16 protein-coding genes are annotated in these 16,159 nt (G+C 65.4%); 10 read left to right on the top strand and 6 right to left on the bottom strand.

From position 1 onward, the window contains the following. The first annotated feature begins 35 nt into the window (after positions 1-35). From U0034_RS17975 to U0034_RS17940, 8 genes are all read left to right on the top strand, one after another. A complete protein-coding gene (locus U0034_RS17975) occupies positions 36-1,427 on the top strand; it encodes an ethanolamine ammonia-lyase subunit EutB (protein ID WP_085229479.1) in 1,392 nt (463 codons plus the stop codon). 7 nt (positions 1,428-1,434) lie between these two features. Then, positions 1,435-2,226, top strand: a complete 792-nt coding sequence (gene eutC / locus U0034_RS17970; protein ID WP_085229591.1) for an ethanolamine ammonia-lyase subunit EutC — start codon at positions 1,435-1,437, stop codon at positions 2,224-2,226. Between the two features lie 277 nt (positions 2,227-2,503). Further along, positions 2,504-3,580: a helix-turn-helix domain-containing protein gene (locus U0034_RS17965; protein WP_085229590.1), complete on the top strand. Its 1,077-nt coding sequence runs from the start codon at positions 2,504-2,506 to the stop codon at positions 3,578-3,580. A gap of 113 nt (positions 3,581-3,693) precedes the next feature. Beyond that, positions 3,694-4,107 (top strand): hypothetical protein, encoded by a 414-nt coding sequence (locus U0034_RS17960; protein ID WP_085229478.1) that lies wholly within the window; start codon positions 3,694-3,696, stop codon positions 4,105-4,107. Between the two features lie 87 nt (positions 4,108-4,194). Next, positions 4,195-4,554, top strand: a complete 360-nt coding sequence (locus tag U0034_RS17955) for a hypothetical protein (protein WP_085229477.1) — start codon at positions 4,195-4,197, stop codon at positions 4,552-4,554. Between the two features lie 20 nt (positions 4,555-4,574). Beyond that, positions 4,575-6,086, top strand: coding sequence for a TolC family protein (locus U0034_RS17950; protein WP_085229476.1), 1,512 nt, complete (start codon positions 4,575-4,577; stop codon positions 6,084-6,086). After that, positions 6,082-7,383 (top strand): multicopper oxidase family protein, encoded by a 1,302-nt coding sequence (locus U0034_RS17945; protein ID WP_176072632.1) that lies wholly within the window; start codon positions 6,082-6,084, stop codon positions 7,381-7,383. The genes U0034_RS17950 and U0034_RS17945 overlap by 5 nt, the downstream gene beginning before the upstream one ends. A 133-nt stretch (positions 7,384-7,516) precedes the next feature. Continuing rightward, complete coding sequence (locus U0034_RS17940; protein WP_085229589.1) at positions 7,517-7,855, top strand: copper-binding protein; 339 nt, start codon at positions 7,517-7,519, stop codon at positions 7,853-7,855. Between the two features lie 185 nt (positions 7,856-8,040). Here U0034_RS17940 and kdpC read toward each other — a convergent pair whose 3' ends face one another. The 5 genes from kdpC to U0034_RS17915 are packed head-to-tail and all read right to left on the bottom strand — an operon-like array spanning position 8,041 to position 12,843. Further along, positions 8,041-8,622 carry a potassium-transporting ATPase subunit KdpC gene (kdpC, locus tag U0034_RS17935; RefSeq protein ID WP_085229474.1) on the bottom strand — a complete coding sequence of 194 codons (582 nt, stop codon included), beginning with the start codon at positions 8,620-8,622 and terminating at the stop codon, positions 8,041-8,043. A gap of 52 nt (positions 8,623-8,674) precedes the next feature. Next, complete coding sequence (kdpB, locus tag U0034_RS17930) at positions 8,675-10,822, bottom strand: potassium-transporting ATPase subunit KdpB (protein WP_085229473.1); 2,148 nt, start codon at positions 10,820-10,822, stop codon at positions 8,675-8,677. A 16-nt stretch (positions 10,823-10,838) separates the two neighbouring features. Next, the gene (gene kdpA / locus U0034_RS17925; protein ID WP_085229472.1) at positions 10,839-12,647 is read right to left on the bottom strand and encodes a potassium-transporting ATPase subunit KdpA; all 1,809 of its coding nucleotides are present in this window, start codon (positions 12,645-12,647) and stop codon (positions 10,839-10,841) included. Then, entirely contained in the window at positions 12,644-12,739 is a 96-nt protein-coding gene (locus tag U0034_RS17920) for a potassium-transporting ATPase subunit F (RefSeq protein ID WP_085229471.1), read from the bottom strand. Before U0034_RS17920 ends, kdpA begins: the two co-directional genes overlap by 4 nt. Next, positions 12,736-12,843, bottom strand: coding sequence for a potassium ABC transporter ATPase (locus U0034_RS17915; RefSeq protein ID WP_199187077.1), 108 nt, complete (start codon positions 12,841-12,843; stop codon positions 12,736-12,738). Before U0034_RS17915 ends, U0034_RS17920 begins: the two co-directional genes overlap by 4 nt. Positions 12,844-13,007: 164 nt before the next feature. Here U0034_RS17915 and corA point away from each other — a divergent pair, with 164 nt between their 5' ends. Both corA and U0034_RS17905 read left to right on the top strand, forming a co-directional pair. Continuing rightward, the gene (gene corA / locus U0034_RS17910) at positions 13,008-13,979 is read left to right on the top strand and encodes a magnesium/cobalt transporter CorA (protein ID WP_085229470.1); all 972 of its coding nucleotides are present in this window, start codon (positions 13,008-13,010) and stop codon (positions 13,977-13,979) included. Between the two features lie 495 nt (positions 13,980-14,474). Then, complete coding sequence (locus U0034_RS17905) at positions 14,475-14,930, top strand: nuclear transport factor 2 family protein (RefSeq protein ID WP_085229469.1); 456 nt, start codon at positions 14,475-14,477, stop codon at positions 14,928-14,930. 76 nt (positions 14,931-15,006) lie between these two features. Here the strand turns inward: U0034_RS17905 and U0034_RS17900 are convergent, their stop codons facing one another. Beyond that, a complete protein-coding gene (locus tag U0034_RS17900; RefSeq protein WP_085229468.1) occupies positions 15,007-16,128 on the bottom strand; it encodes an ABC transporter ATP-binding protein in 1,122 nt (373 codons plus the stop codon). Between the last annotated feature and the right edge of the window lie 31 nt (positions 16,129-16,159).

The following is a 16,159-nucleotide window of genomic DNA, read 5'->3' as shown; positions in this document are numbered from 1 at the left end:
ACGGCGCACGGCCCGCGCCGTGCCACGGAGGACCGATGAACCATACGGAGACGATCGGCGCGCGCACCTACCGCTTCGCCGATCTGAAGACGCTGCTCGCCAAAGCCAGCCCGTTGCGCTCGGGCGATCAGCTCGCCGGCATCGCGGCGGCGAGCGAGGAGGAACGCGTGGCCGCCAGGATGGCGCTCGCGCGGGTACCGCTGCGCGCATTTCTCGACGAAGCGCTCGTCCCCTACGAAAGCGACGAGGTCACGCGACTCATCGTCGACAGCCACGAGCCCGGGGCATTCGCCGAAATCGCGCACCTGACGGTCGGCGATTTCCGCAACTGGCTGCTGTCCGACGCAACCGACAGCGACGCACTGGTTCGAGTGGGCGCCGGGCTCACGCCCGAGATGGTGGCGGCCGTCTCGAAGCTGATGCGTAATCAGGACCTGATCGTCGCCGCCCGCAAGCGCCCCGTCGTCACGTGCTTTCGCAATACGATCGGCCTGCCCGGGCGCATGTCGGTACGGCTGCAGCCGAACCACCCGACCGACGACGTGAAAGGCATCGCGGCCTCCATGCTCGACGGTCTGCTGTACGGCTGCGGCGACGCCGTCATCGGGATCAATCCCGCCACCGACAGCCTGCAGGCGATCACGACGCTACTCGTCATGATCGACGAATTCCGCGCGCGCTACGAGGTCCCCACGCAGTCGTGCGTGCTCACGCACGTCACGAACACGATCGCGGCAATCGAAAAAGGCGCGCCCGTCGACCTCGTCTTCCAATCGATCGCCGGCACCGAGCAGGCCAACACCAGCTTCGGCATCTCGCTCTCGCTGCTCGCCGAGGCACGCGATGCCGCCCTGTCGCTCGGGCGCGGCACGGTGGGCAACAACGTCATGTACTTCGAGACGGGCCAAGGCAGCGCGCTCTCCGCGGGCGCGCACCACGGCGTCGATCAGCAGACCTGCGAGGCGCGCGCCTACGCCGTCGCGCGACGCTTCGAGCCGTTGCTGACGAATACGGTGGTCGGCTTCATCGGCCCCGAATACCTTTACGACGGCAAGCAGATCATCCGCGCCGGGCTCGAGGACCATTTTTGCGGCAAGCTGCTCGGCGTGCCGATGGGTTGCGACATCTGCTACACGAATCACGCCGAAGCCGACCAGGACGACATGGACAACCTGCTCACGCTGCTCGGCGTGGCCGGCGTGAACTTCATCATGGGCATTCCGGGCGCCGACGACGTCATGCTCAACTACCAGAGCACCTCGTTTCACGACGCCCTCTACGTGCGCGACGTACTCGGGCTCAGGCGCGCGCCCGAATTCGAGGCGTGGCTGCAACGCATGCAGATCGCCGATGCGCGCGGCGCACTGCTTTCGGTACCGGCGCGCCAGCCGCTGCTCGACGGCGTGCGCGGCTGGATGGAGGGGTGAGCCGCCGATGAGCGATCTACTCGAAAAGAATCCCTGGCAGGCGCTGCGGCGGTTCACCTGCGCGCGCATCGCGCTCGGACGTGCCGGCAGCAGCCTGCCGACCGAGCCACTCCTTGCCTTCACGCTTTCGCATGCCCAGGCGCGCGATGCGGTCCATCACCCGCTCGACGCCGGCGCGCTGCATGCCGCGCTGAAAGCCGAAGGCTTCGATTCGATCGATGCGCACAGCGCCGCGCCCGATCGCGCGCACTATCTGCGCCGGCCCGATCTGGGCCGCCGACTCGGCGACGACAGCCGCGCCACGCTCGCCGCACGCGCCGCGCAGCAGGCAGGCAAGCCGGACGTCGTGTTCGTCGTCGCCGACGGCCTTTCCGCATTCGCCGCATCGAAGCAGGCCGTACCGCTGCTGCTCGCGCTGCGGCCCAGGCTCGACGGATGGAACGTCGCCCCTGTGGTCGTCGCGCGGCAGGCACGCGTCGCGCTCGGCGACGAAATCGGCGAGTTGCTGCAGGCAAGGTTCGTGGCAATGCTGATCGGCGAGCGTCCCGGCCTCAGTTCGCCGGACAGCCTCGGCATTTATCTGACTTATGGCCCACGCGTCGGACGCAGCGATGCCGAGCGCAATTGCATCTCCAACGTGCGGCCCGAGGGGCTTTCATACGCGGCAGCGGCCCACAAGCTGCACTATCTGCTCGACGAGGGCCGGCGCCTCGGACTTACGGGCGTCGGCCTGAAGGACCGCAGCGACGCGCCGCCCCTCGAGCACGCCGCGCCGGGCAGCATCGGCAAGAGCACCTGAAGCGCAGTGCCGACGGCCCCATGGCGGTGCGCACCGCACCGTGCGGGCGCTTGCGCGGGCACGCGCAGGCCGGTGCCGGCGCCCGAGTGAAGCAACCGCTCCGTTGCGCGCGGCCGGCGACGCGGCCATCATCTGCCGATGGCATGCGATGCCGGCCCTTCGCCTGCGCGTGTTTTTCGGGCGGGCACGACAATTGCATGTTCCTGCAGCTCGACTTGCCGGCACTGCCTGCGCGTCCGAAGCGCCGCCCGATGGGCTCTTTTTCCCCGAGCCGACGATGACGAACTTCGCTTTGTCCGCTGTTGCCGAGACGGCAAGCGGCGAGCCCGCCGACACCATTGCGTTTGCCGCGCGCACGGACGAAGTGCGCGTGCAGCGTTCGATTGCGCACGATGCGGACGAACAGGCGCGCAACCTCCACGGCTGGCGCCAGGTCTACGATCAGCTCAGCGCGGGCCGCTTCACCGGGTCCATCGACGAGCTTTTCCTCGATCGCATGACGGTGTTTCGAGAGGTGACGAGCCACACGCTGCGCCAGACCTGCGAAGTGACCTCCGATGCCTACTGGTTCGGCATCGCCCGTTGCGACGACGGACTCGGACGCGTGGACGGGCACGTCATCGCGCCCGACGCACTCGCGTTCAGGCCGGGCGGCACCGAGTTCGAGTTGTTGACGCCGGCTGGCTACGAGTTTTACGGTCTCGTCGTGAAAGGCGAAGTGCTGCGGCGCTATGCTGCCGAGGTCGAGCACCTGGGTCTCACTGCTCAGGCACCCGCCACCGAGGTAATCGGCACCGGCGCCGCGCGCAAGGCACGGCTCGTCGCACTGCTCGCGCCCGTGCTGCGCGAGAACGCGCAGGATGCGCTCGTGCTTTCCACCGTCGCGCGCGACTATCTGCAATCATCGATACTCTCGGCGCTTTTCGATCTGTGCGCCCCCGCCCAGGCGCAACCGCTCGCGATGGGCAGCCCGCAGCGAAGGCAGGCGCTCGTTGCGCAGGCGCGCGACTATACGATCGCCCACCGCGAACGGCCTGTTTCGGTACCCGAGCTGTGCGAGCAGTTGCACGTGAGCCGGCGCACGCTGCAGTACTGCTTTCAGGACGTCTTCGGCATGGCACCGGCCGCCTATTTGCGGATGGTTCGGCTCAACGGCGCCCGGCGCGCGCTCATGCAAGCCGCGCAAGAGGCCGACCATCCGCCCTCGGCACGCTCGGTCCAGGACGTGGCCGCCGCCTGGGGCTTCTGGCACCTGAGCCAGTTCGCGAGCGACTATCGGCGCCTCTTCGGCGTGCGCCCATCCGAAACGCTGAAGGGCGGGCAGGCTCGATCGGGAGGCGGGTCGCTCCACTGAATGGCGCGGCAGGCCACGGAGCGGATGGCAGCGGGATGGAGCCGGCAGCCGCGCCCGCGAAAGGCCCCCGCCCGACGTGAAAAGCCCGCACGGTGCGTGCTACACTTTGCCCCATGTCTTTTTGGCGTAGATTCCTCGTCGTCGTGCTTCTGGTGCTGAGTCAGCCGGCTCAGTTGCTTGCGGCCGTCCAGATGAAAGACTGGCCGGGCAACACGGTCCACGCACAGCCGATGGGAAATCACGCGCCGCTGTGCGGCTCCGGCATGCACGCGCTTCCCATGCACGCCCATGCCGACGCCACGATGGCGGCGGCCTGTCGGCCGGCCAAGCAACGCGTGCATGACATGCGCGCACACGCCTGCGGGAACTACGGCTCCTGCTGTGCCGATCCCTCCGTGCCTGGCACCGCTGTTGCCCCCTCGCCCGCCACGCTCGTACGCATCGTCGCCCTTGTTCGCGAGCCGGTTGTCGCCGCGTCATTCCTGACCGGCGGCGTCGAACGCCCGCCCCGATTCCCACTCGCCTGATCGCTGCCGCGGCCCCGTGCCGCGCGCTCTGCTTCTCTGTTCCGACGCGCTCATTGGAGCCGCCGGACCGATCACGACGAGACAATCATGAAACGAGTTTTCGCGACGGCCGCGCGCGCCGCTGCGCACGCGCCCTTCGCGCTCGCCTGCGCGCTCGCGGCGTCAGCCGCGCCAACCGTGCCGGCCAATGCGGCTGACCCGGCCGCATCCGTTCCGGGGCCGGACGTACCCGATACGCTGGATGGCTATCGCCCCTATCAGGATGGGGACATGCCCGCCTGGCAGCAACTGAATGCAGACGTGGCCCGGGAAAGTGCGGTGGGCGGCGCGGGCAACATGAACCGCATGAGTGCGATGAGCGCCGGCACATCCGCAACGGCATCTTCTCCGTCATCGGCCTCGCCCGAGCACGCGCACAAGGGGAATCGCTCCGGAGGTCGACCTTGAGCCTACGCCTATCCGTTTCGATGACACGCGTGGGCGCTGCATGCATCGCCGTATTCCTGGCCAGCGCCTGCACGACGTTCTCAAAGGACGGCGGCTTCGACACCGTTTCCAATGCGGCCGAAGCACGCCTCGGCAAAAAAGCGGTAGCCGTGCGCAGCGAGACTGAGCGCGATGCCGTGGCCAGGCAGACCGCCGAGCTACTGGCCAAGCCGCTCTCGATCGACGACGCAGTGCAGCTCGCATTGCTCAACAATCGCGGCTTGCAGGCCGCCTATTCGGAACTCGGGCTATCCGAGGCCGATCTCGTGCAAGCGGGCCGCCTGCCCAACCCCGGCTTCACGTTCAGCCGCACGCACTGGAGCGACAGCATCGGCATCAGCCGCAGCTTCTCGATGAGCGTACTGAGCGTGCTGACACTGCCGATGGCGACGCGCATCGAGCGCGGGCGCTTCGAGCAGACGAAGCTCGAAACGGCAAACGCGATGCTGACGGTCGCAGCCGATGCACGCCGCGCTTATGTCGAGGCCATCGCGGCGGAGCAGGCCGCCGTCTACGCGAAGCAGATCGGCGATTCGGCCGAAGCGGGTGCCGAGCTCGCGCGGCGCATGCGCGATGCCGGCAACGCCAGCAAGCTCGACTACGCGCGCGAGCAGGCGTTTTACGCGCAGTCGGTTGCCGACGTTGCGAAGGCCAGGCAGCAAGCTGTTGCCGCGCGGGAGAAGCTGACGCGCGCGATGGGCCTTTGGGGCGGGCAAACGCGGTACGCGCTGCCCGACAAGCTCCCCGATCTGCCGAAAGATCGGCCCCGATTCGACGATCTCGAACGATTCGCCATCGAGAACCGGCTCGACATACAGGCCGCGAAACTGCGCACGCAAAGCGTCGCGTCGTCGCTCGGCCTGACGAAGGCCGTGCGCTTCGTCAACGCGCTCGACGCCGGCTATCTGAACAATTTCGAAACCGACAAAGGTCACGAACGCGGCTACGAGATCGGCATCGAGATACCGATCTTCGACTGGGGCAGCGCCAAGGTGGCCCGCGCCCAAGCGATCTACCTGCAATCGGTCGACCGGCTCGCGCAGACGGCCGTCGACGCACGCTCGCAGGTACGCGAATCCTATGCAGCCAGCCTGGCGAGCTACGACGTCGCGAAGCATTTCCGCGATGAGATCGTTCCGTTGCGCAAGACGATCTCCGACGAGGTGCTGCTGCGATACAACGGCATGCTCGCCAGCACGTTCGAGCTGTTGGCCGATGCGCGCGAGCAGGTGTCGGCAGTGAACGGCTACATCGGCGCGTTGAAGGACTACTGGCTCGCCGATACGGATCTGCGGCAGGCGCTCGGGGGAAACGTTCCGCCACCGGCTTCGGTCCCCGCACCGGCATCCGCGCCGGTCGGGACGCCAGCCGCCGACGCTTCGCCTTCCGGACCGCCCGCCCCCGCAGCACCGGCCGCCGGCTCCGGGCACGACGAGAGCGCCCACGCCGCGCACAAGCCGGCTGCCGCCGCGCCACACGAACAGGATCATTGAAATGGTGACACGTCGAACCTTTCTAGGCGGATCGGGCGCCGCCCTGCTCGGGGCCGCGCTCGTCAGCAAAGCGGGCGCCGCATCGCTGCCCGAAGCTCCGCTCATGCGCGAGGCCGCCACGCAGCCGCCGCTCGCGCCACCGAACGGGCGCCCCTACACCCCCGTGGTCACGCTCAACGGCTGGAGCCTGCCGTGGCGAATGAAAAACGGCTGGAAGGAATTTCATCTGATCGCCGAGCCCGTCGTGCGCGAAATGGCGCCAGGCATGAAGGCGAATCTGTGGGGCTACAACGGGCAATCACCCGGGCCCACGATCGAGGCGGTCGAGGGCGACAAGGTGCGCATCTTCGTCACCAACAAGCTGCCCGAGCACACCACGGTGCACTGGCATGGCATGCGCCTGCCGAGCGGCATGGACGGCGTGGGCGGACTGACGCAGCCGCACATTCCGCCGGGCAAGACCTTCGTCTACGAGTTCGCGCTCGAGCGGCCCGGCACGTTCATGTATCACCCGCACGCCGATGAAATGGTCCAAATGGCGATGGGCATGATGGGCACGTTCATCGTCCACCCGAAGGACGCGAGCGACATGCTGGCCGATCGCGATTTCGTATTCCTGATGGCGGCCTACGACATCGACCCGGGCAGCTATACCCCGCGCGTGAACGAGATGACCGATTTCAACATGTGGACGTGGAATTCGCGCGTGTTTCCGGGCATCGACTCGTTGCCGGTGCGGGCCGGCGACCGCGTGCGCATCCGCTTCGGCAATCTCACGATGACAAACCACCCGATTCATCTGCATGGCTACAGCTTCGAGGTGGCCGGAACGGATGGGGGCTGGATCGCGCCCGCCGCGCGCTGGCCGGAGGTGACCGTCGACGTGGCCGTGGGGCAGATGCGCGCCATCGAATTCGTGGCGGACCGGCCCGGCGACTGGGCCTTCCACTGTCACAAGTCGCACCATACGATGAACGCGATGGGTCATCAGGTTCCGAACATGATCGGCGTGCCGCAAAAGGATCTGGCGCAGCGCATCAACAAACTCATTCCCGACTATATGGCCATGGGCAGTACGGGCGGATCGATGGGCGCGATGGAAATGCCGTTGCCCGACAATACGCTGCCGATGATGACGGGCACAGGGCCTTTCGGCGCACTCGAGATGGGCGGGATGTTCACGGTCGTCAAGGTGCGCGAGGGGCTCGGCCGCCGCGACTATCGCGACCCCGGCTGGTACCGCCATCCGAAAGGGACTGTCGCCTACGAATACACAGGCGATCTGCCGCAAGGATGATCGCCGCCGACCGGTATGCCGCCACGTATGCCGGTGGGGCCACCTCGATGCCGTTGCCGCCCGGTCGAGCGCAGCGGTCGTCCGCACGATTTCGACTGTTTCGTTTCAACCGTTGACGATGGAGAAGATGATGATTCGACAAGGACTCGTTTCGATAGCGCTCGGGTGCGCATTCGCCCTTTCGGCACCCGCTTTTGCAGCCGGCGACGCGGCAGACATGGCCGGCATGCAGCACGCGGATATGGCGAAAGACGCCATGTCCCATGGTGAAGTCAAGAAGGTCGACGCGTCCTCCGGCAAGATAACGATCAAGCACGGTCCGCTCGAAAACCTTGGCATGGGCGCCATGACGATGGTGTTCAAGGTCAAGGACCCCGCCATGCTTTCGCAAGTGAAGCCGGGAGACACGATCGATTTCGTCGCCGAGGAAGTGAACGGCGCGTTGACTGTCACGAAGCTGCACAAGCAGTAAGTGACCGCTGCTTGCGCCCAGGCGCTTTCACGCGCACCGGGTCAATCGACTCGCCGTTCGCCGCGTAGTCGGCGACGGTCCGCTCGGGTGGCCCGAACACGCATTTGGAGGTTCTCAGCCAGCATCGGGATCAATACCTTCATGGCGGATCTCGCTCATGGGGATGGAAAGCTTCGGCCTCTTTCTCAATGCACGGGCTTGATCGCGTCCAGCGCGAGGTTCAGCTTCAGCACATTCACGCGCGGCTCGCCGAAAACGCCCCACTGCCGCCCTGTGGTCTGTTGCGCGATCAGCGTCGTCACCTGGTCGCGCGACAGCCCCCTCGCTTGGGCGACGCGCCCCGCCTGATACGCTGCCGCAGCCGGCGAAATATCGGGATCGAGCCCGCTCGCCGAACTCGTCACGAGGTCCACCGGCACCGGCGCGGTGTTGCCGGGGTCGGCGGCGCGCAGTGCAGCGATACGCGCCTGAACCGCGTCGGCGAGCGCCGGATTCGTCGGGCCGAGATTCGAGCCGCCCGAGCTTTGCGCGTTATACGGATTCGGCGACGTGGCCGAGAGCCGTCCCCAGAAATAATAGGCCGCATCGAACTGCTGCCCGAGCAGCGCCGAGCCCACCGGCTTGCCGTCTTTCATCAGAAGACTTCCGTTCGCTTCGTTCGGAAATACGGCTTGACCGACCGCGGTCACCGCCACCGGGTAGACGATGCCCGTGATGGCCGTCAATACAGCAAAGAGAACCAATGCCGGGCGTAAAAGGTTTTTCATGATCTTTCAGGTATGCGAGTTGTCCGGAATCGTCGAAATGCAATGCGCGTCCTCACGCCCATCCCATCGCAGCGATGACCATATCGATCAGCTTGATGAACGGAAACGGAAGCACGATGCCCCCAAGGCCGTAGATCAGCAGGTTGCGCCGCAATAGCGACGCCGCACCCAACGCGCGATATTTAACGCCCCTCAATGCAAGCGGAATCAGGAAAACGATGATGAGCGCGTTGAAGACCACTGCGGAGAGAATGGCGGAGGCCGGCGAACTCAAATGCATGATGTCGAGCACGCGCAGTTGCGGATAAGTCGTCGCGAATGCGGCCGGAATGATGGCGAAATACTTGGCGATGTCATTGGCGATCGAAAACGTCGTCAATGCGCCGCGCGTCATCAGCATCTGCTTGCCGATCTCGACGATCTCGATCAGTTTCGTCGGATTCGAATCGAGATCCACCATGTTGCCCGCTTCCTTCGCGGCCTGGGTGCCCGTATTCATCGCCACGGCCACGTCGGCCTGCGCGAGCGCGGGCGCATCGTTGGTGCCGTCACCCGTCATCGCCACGAGCCGGCCTTCTCCCTGGTGCGCACGGATGGTCGCGAGCTTCGTCTCGGGCGTGGCCTCCGCCAGGAAGTCGTCAACGCCTGCCTCCGCCGCGATGGCCGCGGCGGTTAGCCGGTTGTCCCCAGTCACCATGACGGTCTTGATGCCCATCTTGCGCAGTTCGGCAAAACGCTCCTTGATCCCGCCCTTGACGATATCCTTCAGCTCGATCACGCCGAGCACACGCGCCGCGCCGCTTTCGCCTCCCTGCGCGAGCATGCGCTCGGCCACGACGAGCGGCGTGCTGCCACGTCGGGCCACATCGTCCACGGCCTTTTGCGCGTCCGGCGGGAAATGCCCCTGATGGGCTTCGACATACTTTTTCACGGCATCGGCGGCGCCCTTGCGGATCTCCCGGTTCGGTAAATCGACGCCGCTCATCCGCGTCTGGGCCGTAAAGCCGATGAACGTCGCATGCAGGTTCGCCATGTCGCGCTCGCGAATATTGAAGCGCTGCTTGGCCAGCACGACGATGCTGCGGCCTTCCGGCGTTTCGTCGGCGAGCGATGCAAGCTGCGCCGCGTCCGCGAGCGCCTGCTCGGTCACGCCGGGTGCCGGCACGAACAGCGACGCCTGCCGATTGCCGAGCGTGATCGTGCCCGTCTTGTCGAGCAGCAGCACGTCCACATCGCCCGCGGCCTCCACCGCGCGGCCCGAGGTGGCGATCACGTTCGCCTGCATCATGCGGCTCATGCCGGCCACGCCGATGGCCGACAGCAACCCGCCGATCGTCGTCGGAATGAGGCACACGAGCAGTGCCACGAGGGCGGTGATCGTCACGACGTGGCCCGCTTTCGCCGCTTCGACCGAGAAGATCGAGAACGGCAGCAGCGTGGCCGTGGCAAACAGCAGCACGAGCGTCAGCGCCACGAGCAGGATCGTCAACGCGATTTCGTTCGGCGTCTTTTGCCGCTTAGCGCCCTCGACCATGGCGATCATGCGGTCGAGAAAGGCTTCCCCGGGGTTCACACTCACGCGCACGACGATCCAGTCCGACAGCACGCGCGTGCCGCCCGTCACCGACGAAAAATCGCCGCCCGACTCGCGGATCACAGGTGCCGATTCGCCCGTGATCGCCGATTCGTCGACCGAGGCGATGCCCTCGACGACCTCGCCGTCCGCGGGAATCGTGTCGCCCGCCTCCACGAGCACGATGTCGCCACGGCGCAGCTCGGTGGACGTTGTCATTCGCACCGGCGATTTCGGATGCGGCTCGCCGAGCTTTTTCGCCATGACGTTGTGCTTGGCGTTGCGCAAGGAAGCAGCCTGCGCCTTCGAGCGCCCTTCCGCGAGCGCCTCGGCAAAGTTGGCGAAGAGCACCGTGAACCAGAGCCACAGCGCAATGGCCAGGATGAATCCTGCCGGTGCCTCGGCCTGGCCGACGAGCGCCGCGATCCAGAGGATCGTCGCGAGCATGCTGCCGACGTAGACGCAAAACATCACCGGGTTGCGCAACTGCGTGCGCGGCGAGAGCTTGCGGAACGCGTCGACGACAGCCGGCTTCAAGAGCGCCGGATCGAACATCGCGCGCGCCGCGGTACGCGCCTGCCCCGCGTTATCGTGGCAATGCGCCGGCGTGGTGTGGGACGTTGTCATGCTTTCCTCTATTGATTCAATGACCGGCCAGCATCGCCAGTTGCTCGGCCACGGGGCCGAGCGCCAATGCCGGCACGAACGTCAGCGCGCCGATCAGCACGACCGCGCCGAGCAGCAGCACGACGAAAAGCGGCCCGTGCGTCGGCAGCGTGCCTTCGGTCACGGCAATCCGCTTCTTGGCGGCAAGCGAGCCAGCGATGGCAAGCACGGCGACGATCGGCACGAACCGGCCAAGCCACATCGCCACCGCGAGCAGCACGTTGTAGAACGGCGTGTTGACCGTGAGGCCGGCAAACGCGCTGCCATTGTTGTTCGCGGCGGAGGTGAACGCGTAAAGGATCTCGGAGAAACCGTGCGCGCCAGGATTCAGGATGCCGGCCTTGCCGAGCGGCGAGAGCACGCCGATGGACGTGCCGACCAGCACCAGCAGCGGCATCACGAGAATGGCAACCGCCACCATCTTCATCTCGTACGACTCGATTTTCTTGCCCACGTATTCGGGCGTGCGGCCGATCATGAGACCCGCAATGAACACGCCGAGCAGCGCGAAGACGAGCATGCCGTATAGCCCGGATCCAACGCCGCCGAAGATCACTTCGCCCAGTTGCATCATGATGAGCGGAACGAAGCCGCCCATCGGCGTGAGCGAATCGTGCATGTTGTTGACGGCGCCGCACGAAGCCGACGTCGTCGCCACCGTGAAGATCGCCGAACCGGCCACGCCGAAGCGCACTTCCTTGCCTTCCTGGTTGCCGCCCGCCTGCAGCGCCGAGGCGGCCTGATCGACGTGGCGCGCGGCGAAAAGCGGGTTGCCGGCCTGCTCGGCGGAGATCTCGCTCGCGCACGCCGCCGCAAATGCGATCGTCATGGCAGCCAGCAGCGCATAGCCCTGGCGTTTGTCGCCCACCATCGTGCCGAACACGACACACAGCGCCGCGCCGATGGCGAGCATCGCCACCATCTGAATGAAATTCGAAAGCGGCGTCGGGTTTTCGTAAGGGTGGGCGGAATTCGCATTGAAGAATCCGCCCCCGTTCGTGCCGAGCATCTTGATCGCTTCCTGCGAGGCGAGCGGCCCCATCGCGATCGTCTGGCTGTCGGCCTTCAGGTCCTGCATGACCGGGTTGCCCTTCGCGTCCTTCACGGGATTGCCCTGCGCGTCGGTCTTCGGCGCCTGGTATGTCGTCGTCTGCAGCGTCGACACCTGCTGATACGGCTCGAAGTTCTGAATCGCGCCCTGCCCAACGAGCACGATAGCGATCACGAACGAAAGCGGCGCGAGGATATAAAGCGTAATGCGTGTGAGATCGACCCAGAAATTGCCGATCGTCTCAGCGTTATGCCGCGCGAACCCGCGAATCAGCGCCACCGCCACGGCAATCCCCGTGGCCGCCGACATGAAGTTCTGCACGCCGAGCCCCGCCATCTGCGTCAGATAGCTGACGGTCGCCTCCGGCGAGTAGTCCTGCCAGTTCGTGTTCGTAGCGAAGCTGACGGCCGTGTTGAACGCGCCATCGGGCGTCATGGGGCCCAATGCCTGCGGATTGGCCGGCAGCCATTGCTGCAGCCGCAGCAGCGCATAGACGGCCAGCGCGCCCAGGCCGTTGAACAACAGCACGGCCACCGCATAGCGGCGCCACGACATCTGTTCGCGCGGGTCCACGCCGGCCAGCTTGTAGAGCGCGGCCTCGAGCGGCCTGCCGAGCTTGCGCACGGCGAGCGACGAACCGTCCAGTACGCCCGCCATATATCGGCCAAGCGGAATCGCCACGGCAATCAGCACGACGATGAAAAGCACGAGTTGAAAGACGTTGCCGGTATTCATTCGAGGTCCTCCGCCCGCAGCAGCGCGTACACGAGATAGACGAGCACGAGCGCCGTGGCCCCCCCGGCGAGCCAGACCATCCAGGGCGTCATGGGCGGCCTCCCGGCTGGCGGCCGCTCAGTTTCTCGCAGCCCGCGGCAAGCGCCAGGCAGGCGCCGCAAAACACGGCGATACCGGCGAGATAAACGAAATCCATTGCTTTGCTCTCCTAGCAGATCAGGACAGCGTGAAGCGTATGGCCGCGCGGATAAAGGCCGCGACAAGAGTCGTGCGGCTGCCGTAAAAATCGCGTAAAAATACGCCTTCGCGCACGGCGGTATGCGCCGCGCCGGCGAAACACCGTTAGCGAGGAAATAAAAAATGGATATGGTCGTCAACAGCGTGATCTATCAGGCGGGCAAGCGTCTGCGCGACATCGACATCGACGAGATCAGCGATGTCGTGAACGAGCCGAATACGTTCGTATGGGTGGGCCTGCGGCATCCCGACGAAACGCTGTTGCGCAAAGTGCAGGAGGAGTTTCACCTGCACGACCTTGCGATCGAGGACGCGCTCAAGGCGCATCAGCGGCCGAAGCTCGAGGTCTATGGCGAATCGCTCTTCATCGTCGTCAAGACCGTACAGCTCGTCGACGGCGAAGTTCAATATGGCGAAACACACCTTTTCGTCGGGCGCAACTTTCTCGTGACGGTGCGGCACGGCGCCTCGTCGAGCTACAAGGAGGTGCGCGCGCGCGTCGAACAAAATCCCGCTTTGCTCGCGAAGGGCCCGGGGTTCGCACTCTATTCGGTGCTCGACTTCGTGGTCGACAACTACCAGCCGATCATGAGCAGCTACGAGGCGCAATTCGACCGCCTCGAAAGCGAGATGTTCAAGGCCGACTTCGATCTCGCGGCGATGCAGGAGAGCTACGAGTTGCGCCGCAGCCTCATGGAGCTGCGCAGCGCGGCCATGCCCGTGGAGGAGATCTGCAATCAGCTGGTCCGCTTCCACGAAGAGATCATTCCGAAGGAGCTGCGCGCCTATCTGCGCGACGTGCAAGACCACGCGCATCGCGTCATCACCTCGTCCGACGACCTGCGCGAGATGTTGACGAACGCCATGCACGTGAACCTCGCGCTCGTTTCGGTCCGGCAAAACGACATCGTCAAGCAATTGGCCGGCTGGGGCGCCGTGCTTGCCGTGCCCACGGTGGTCTTCAGCCTCTATGGGATGAACTTCCAGAACATGCCCGAGCTCAAGTTGGCATGGGGCTACCCTGTCACCCTCGCGATCACCGTGGGCGGCTGCGTGTGGCTCTATCGCAAGCTCAAGAAAACCGGATGGCTTTGATCGGCTGCGCCGCGCGATGCACTGCGACGCGCTCCGTCGATGCACTCAATTCCAACCCACGCGTGCACCGAGCACGTGGGCCAGCACGCGGAACTCGTCGAACTGCGTCGCGAGTGCGAAGCTCAGCATGAATGCGAACGAGCAACGCCACGAGCACCGGCCCCTTGAAGAGGTATATCTCGGCGAGCGATTCGACTGCATGGGTCATCCACGGCGCATGCGCCGAAAGGCGGCTCATCGCCGCGATGAACCAAAGATCGAACGCGTTGGTCATGTTTCCCCCCTGGCGCGGGCCTTGCGTGACGACTCGGCGGCCGCACCTCGCGAGCCTGGTCCGCCGGTGGCGGAAACTACGCGCGTTACCGATCACAAACCGGCGTTTTCGCAACCTGGGCCGGCTTTCGGAGGGAACAACCCTTGCTGGTCAGGTACGGCCGCGCACAAAGCGCATGCAGCCTGATGAATGGGAAATGAAAGATCCCGAAGGAGGACCCAATGACCGAGAACCTCGGCTCGCAAACAGTGCCGCCCGACAAGGCTCAGGCGGTGGAACGCATCTATCGCGAATGGGACCGCACGTGGTCCAACGACGATCTCGATGCGATGATCGAACTCTATGCGCCCGACGCCATACTCGAAAGCCCGCTCGTCCCCTATATCCTCGGCACGGCGAAGGGGGTCGTGCAAGGGCGCGACGCGATCCGCGAAGTGCTCGAAAAAGCCGCGCCGCGCAAGCCCCGCAAGCGCACGTTCTATCGCAGGGGCTACTTCACGGACGGCTCGACGCTGGTCTGGGAATATCCGCGCGCTACGCCCGACGGCGAGCAAATGGACTTCATCGAGACGATGGAAATCGAGAACGGCCTGATCAAGCGCCATCGCGTCTATTGGGGCTGGCGCGGCGTGGAAGTGATCAAGGCCGATGCCTATTACAAGGACACCGAACTATAAGGCCATGCCGGGCGGCGGAACTCGAGGCCACGGTGCCCGGCCGCTCGCGATCGCGCCCAACCCGCCCGGTGGCGCTTCAGGCCGCCGCGGCTTCCTCGACAGGCCGAGTGCTTTGCAGCGCGCGGCCATCCTCGCGAAACAGATGCGCATGCCGGATATTGAACCCCGCCAGCACGCGCTGCCCCTCCGCCGCGTTCGACTCGCCCGAGCCCTTTAGCTGCAGCGTGCGATCGTCGGCAAGCCGCAAGTGCAGGAGCGTTTCTCCACCCAGATGCTCGATGACCATGACCTCCCCGGCCATCGCCGCGTCGGCGCCGTCATGGCCGTTCTCCACGAGGTGTTCGGGTCGCAGCCCCAACGTCAACGTCTGGCCAGCCGCGATGCCCGCCGCGCTGAACGGCAGCGCCAGCGGCGTCCCGCCCGGAAGCTCGATCGTCACGCTTGCGCCTTGTGCCGCCTGCACACGCACCTCCAGGAAATTCATCTTCGGCGAGCCGATGAAGCCGGCCACGAAGCGGTTGCACGGGCGCCGATAGAGTTCCAGCGGCGTGCCGATCTGCTCGACATTTCCGTGGTTCAGCACGACGATGCGATCGGCCATCGTCATCGCTTCGGTCTGGTCGTGCGTCACATAGATCATCGTCGCGTTGAGCTGCTTGTGCAGCTTGATCAATTCCAGACGCATCTGCACGCGCAAGGCGGCGTCGAGATTCGAAAGCGGCTCGTCGAACAGAAACACGCGCGGCTCGCGCACGATCGCGCGCCCGATCGCGACGCGCTGACGCTGCCCGCCCGATAACGCACGAGGACGCCGATCCAGCAATTGCCCGATCTGCAGAATATCCGCCGCGCGCCGCACGCGGCGCTCGATTTCGTCAGCCGGCAGCTTGAGCATGCGCAGCCCGAACGCAATATTCTCGTACACCGACATATGCGGATAGAGCGCGTACGACTGAAACACCATCGCCACGCCGCGCTGGGAAGGCTCGAGCTCGGTCACGTCTTCGTCGCCGATCAGCACGCGCCCCGAATCGATCCGCTCGAGGCCCGCGATGGTACGCAGCAACGTGGATTTCCCGCAGCCCGAGGGGCCCACGAACACGAGGAATTCGTGGTCCCTCACTTCGATATCGACCCCCTTCAATACGTCCGAACCGCCGAATGCCTTGCGAATTTGCTGCAGATGCACTGCGCTCATGCAATGTCTCCTGTCTGAGCGGGGCACGCAC

It is taken from the genome of Trinickia caryophylli, from assembly GCF_034424545.1.
GTDB classification, from domain to species: Bacteria; Pseudomonadota; Gammaproteobacteria; order Burkholderiales; family Burkholderiaceae; genus Trinickia; species Trinickia caryophylli.
The sequence above is the reverse complement of the archived record's forward strand: the minus strand, read 5'-3'. Positions and strand labels throughout refer to the sequence as shown.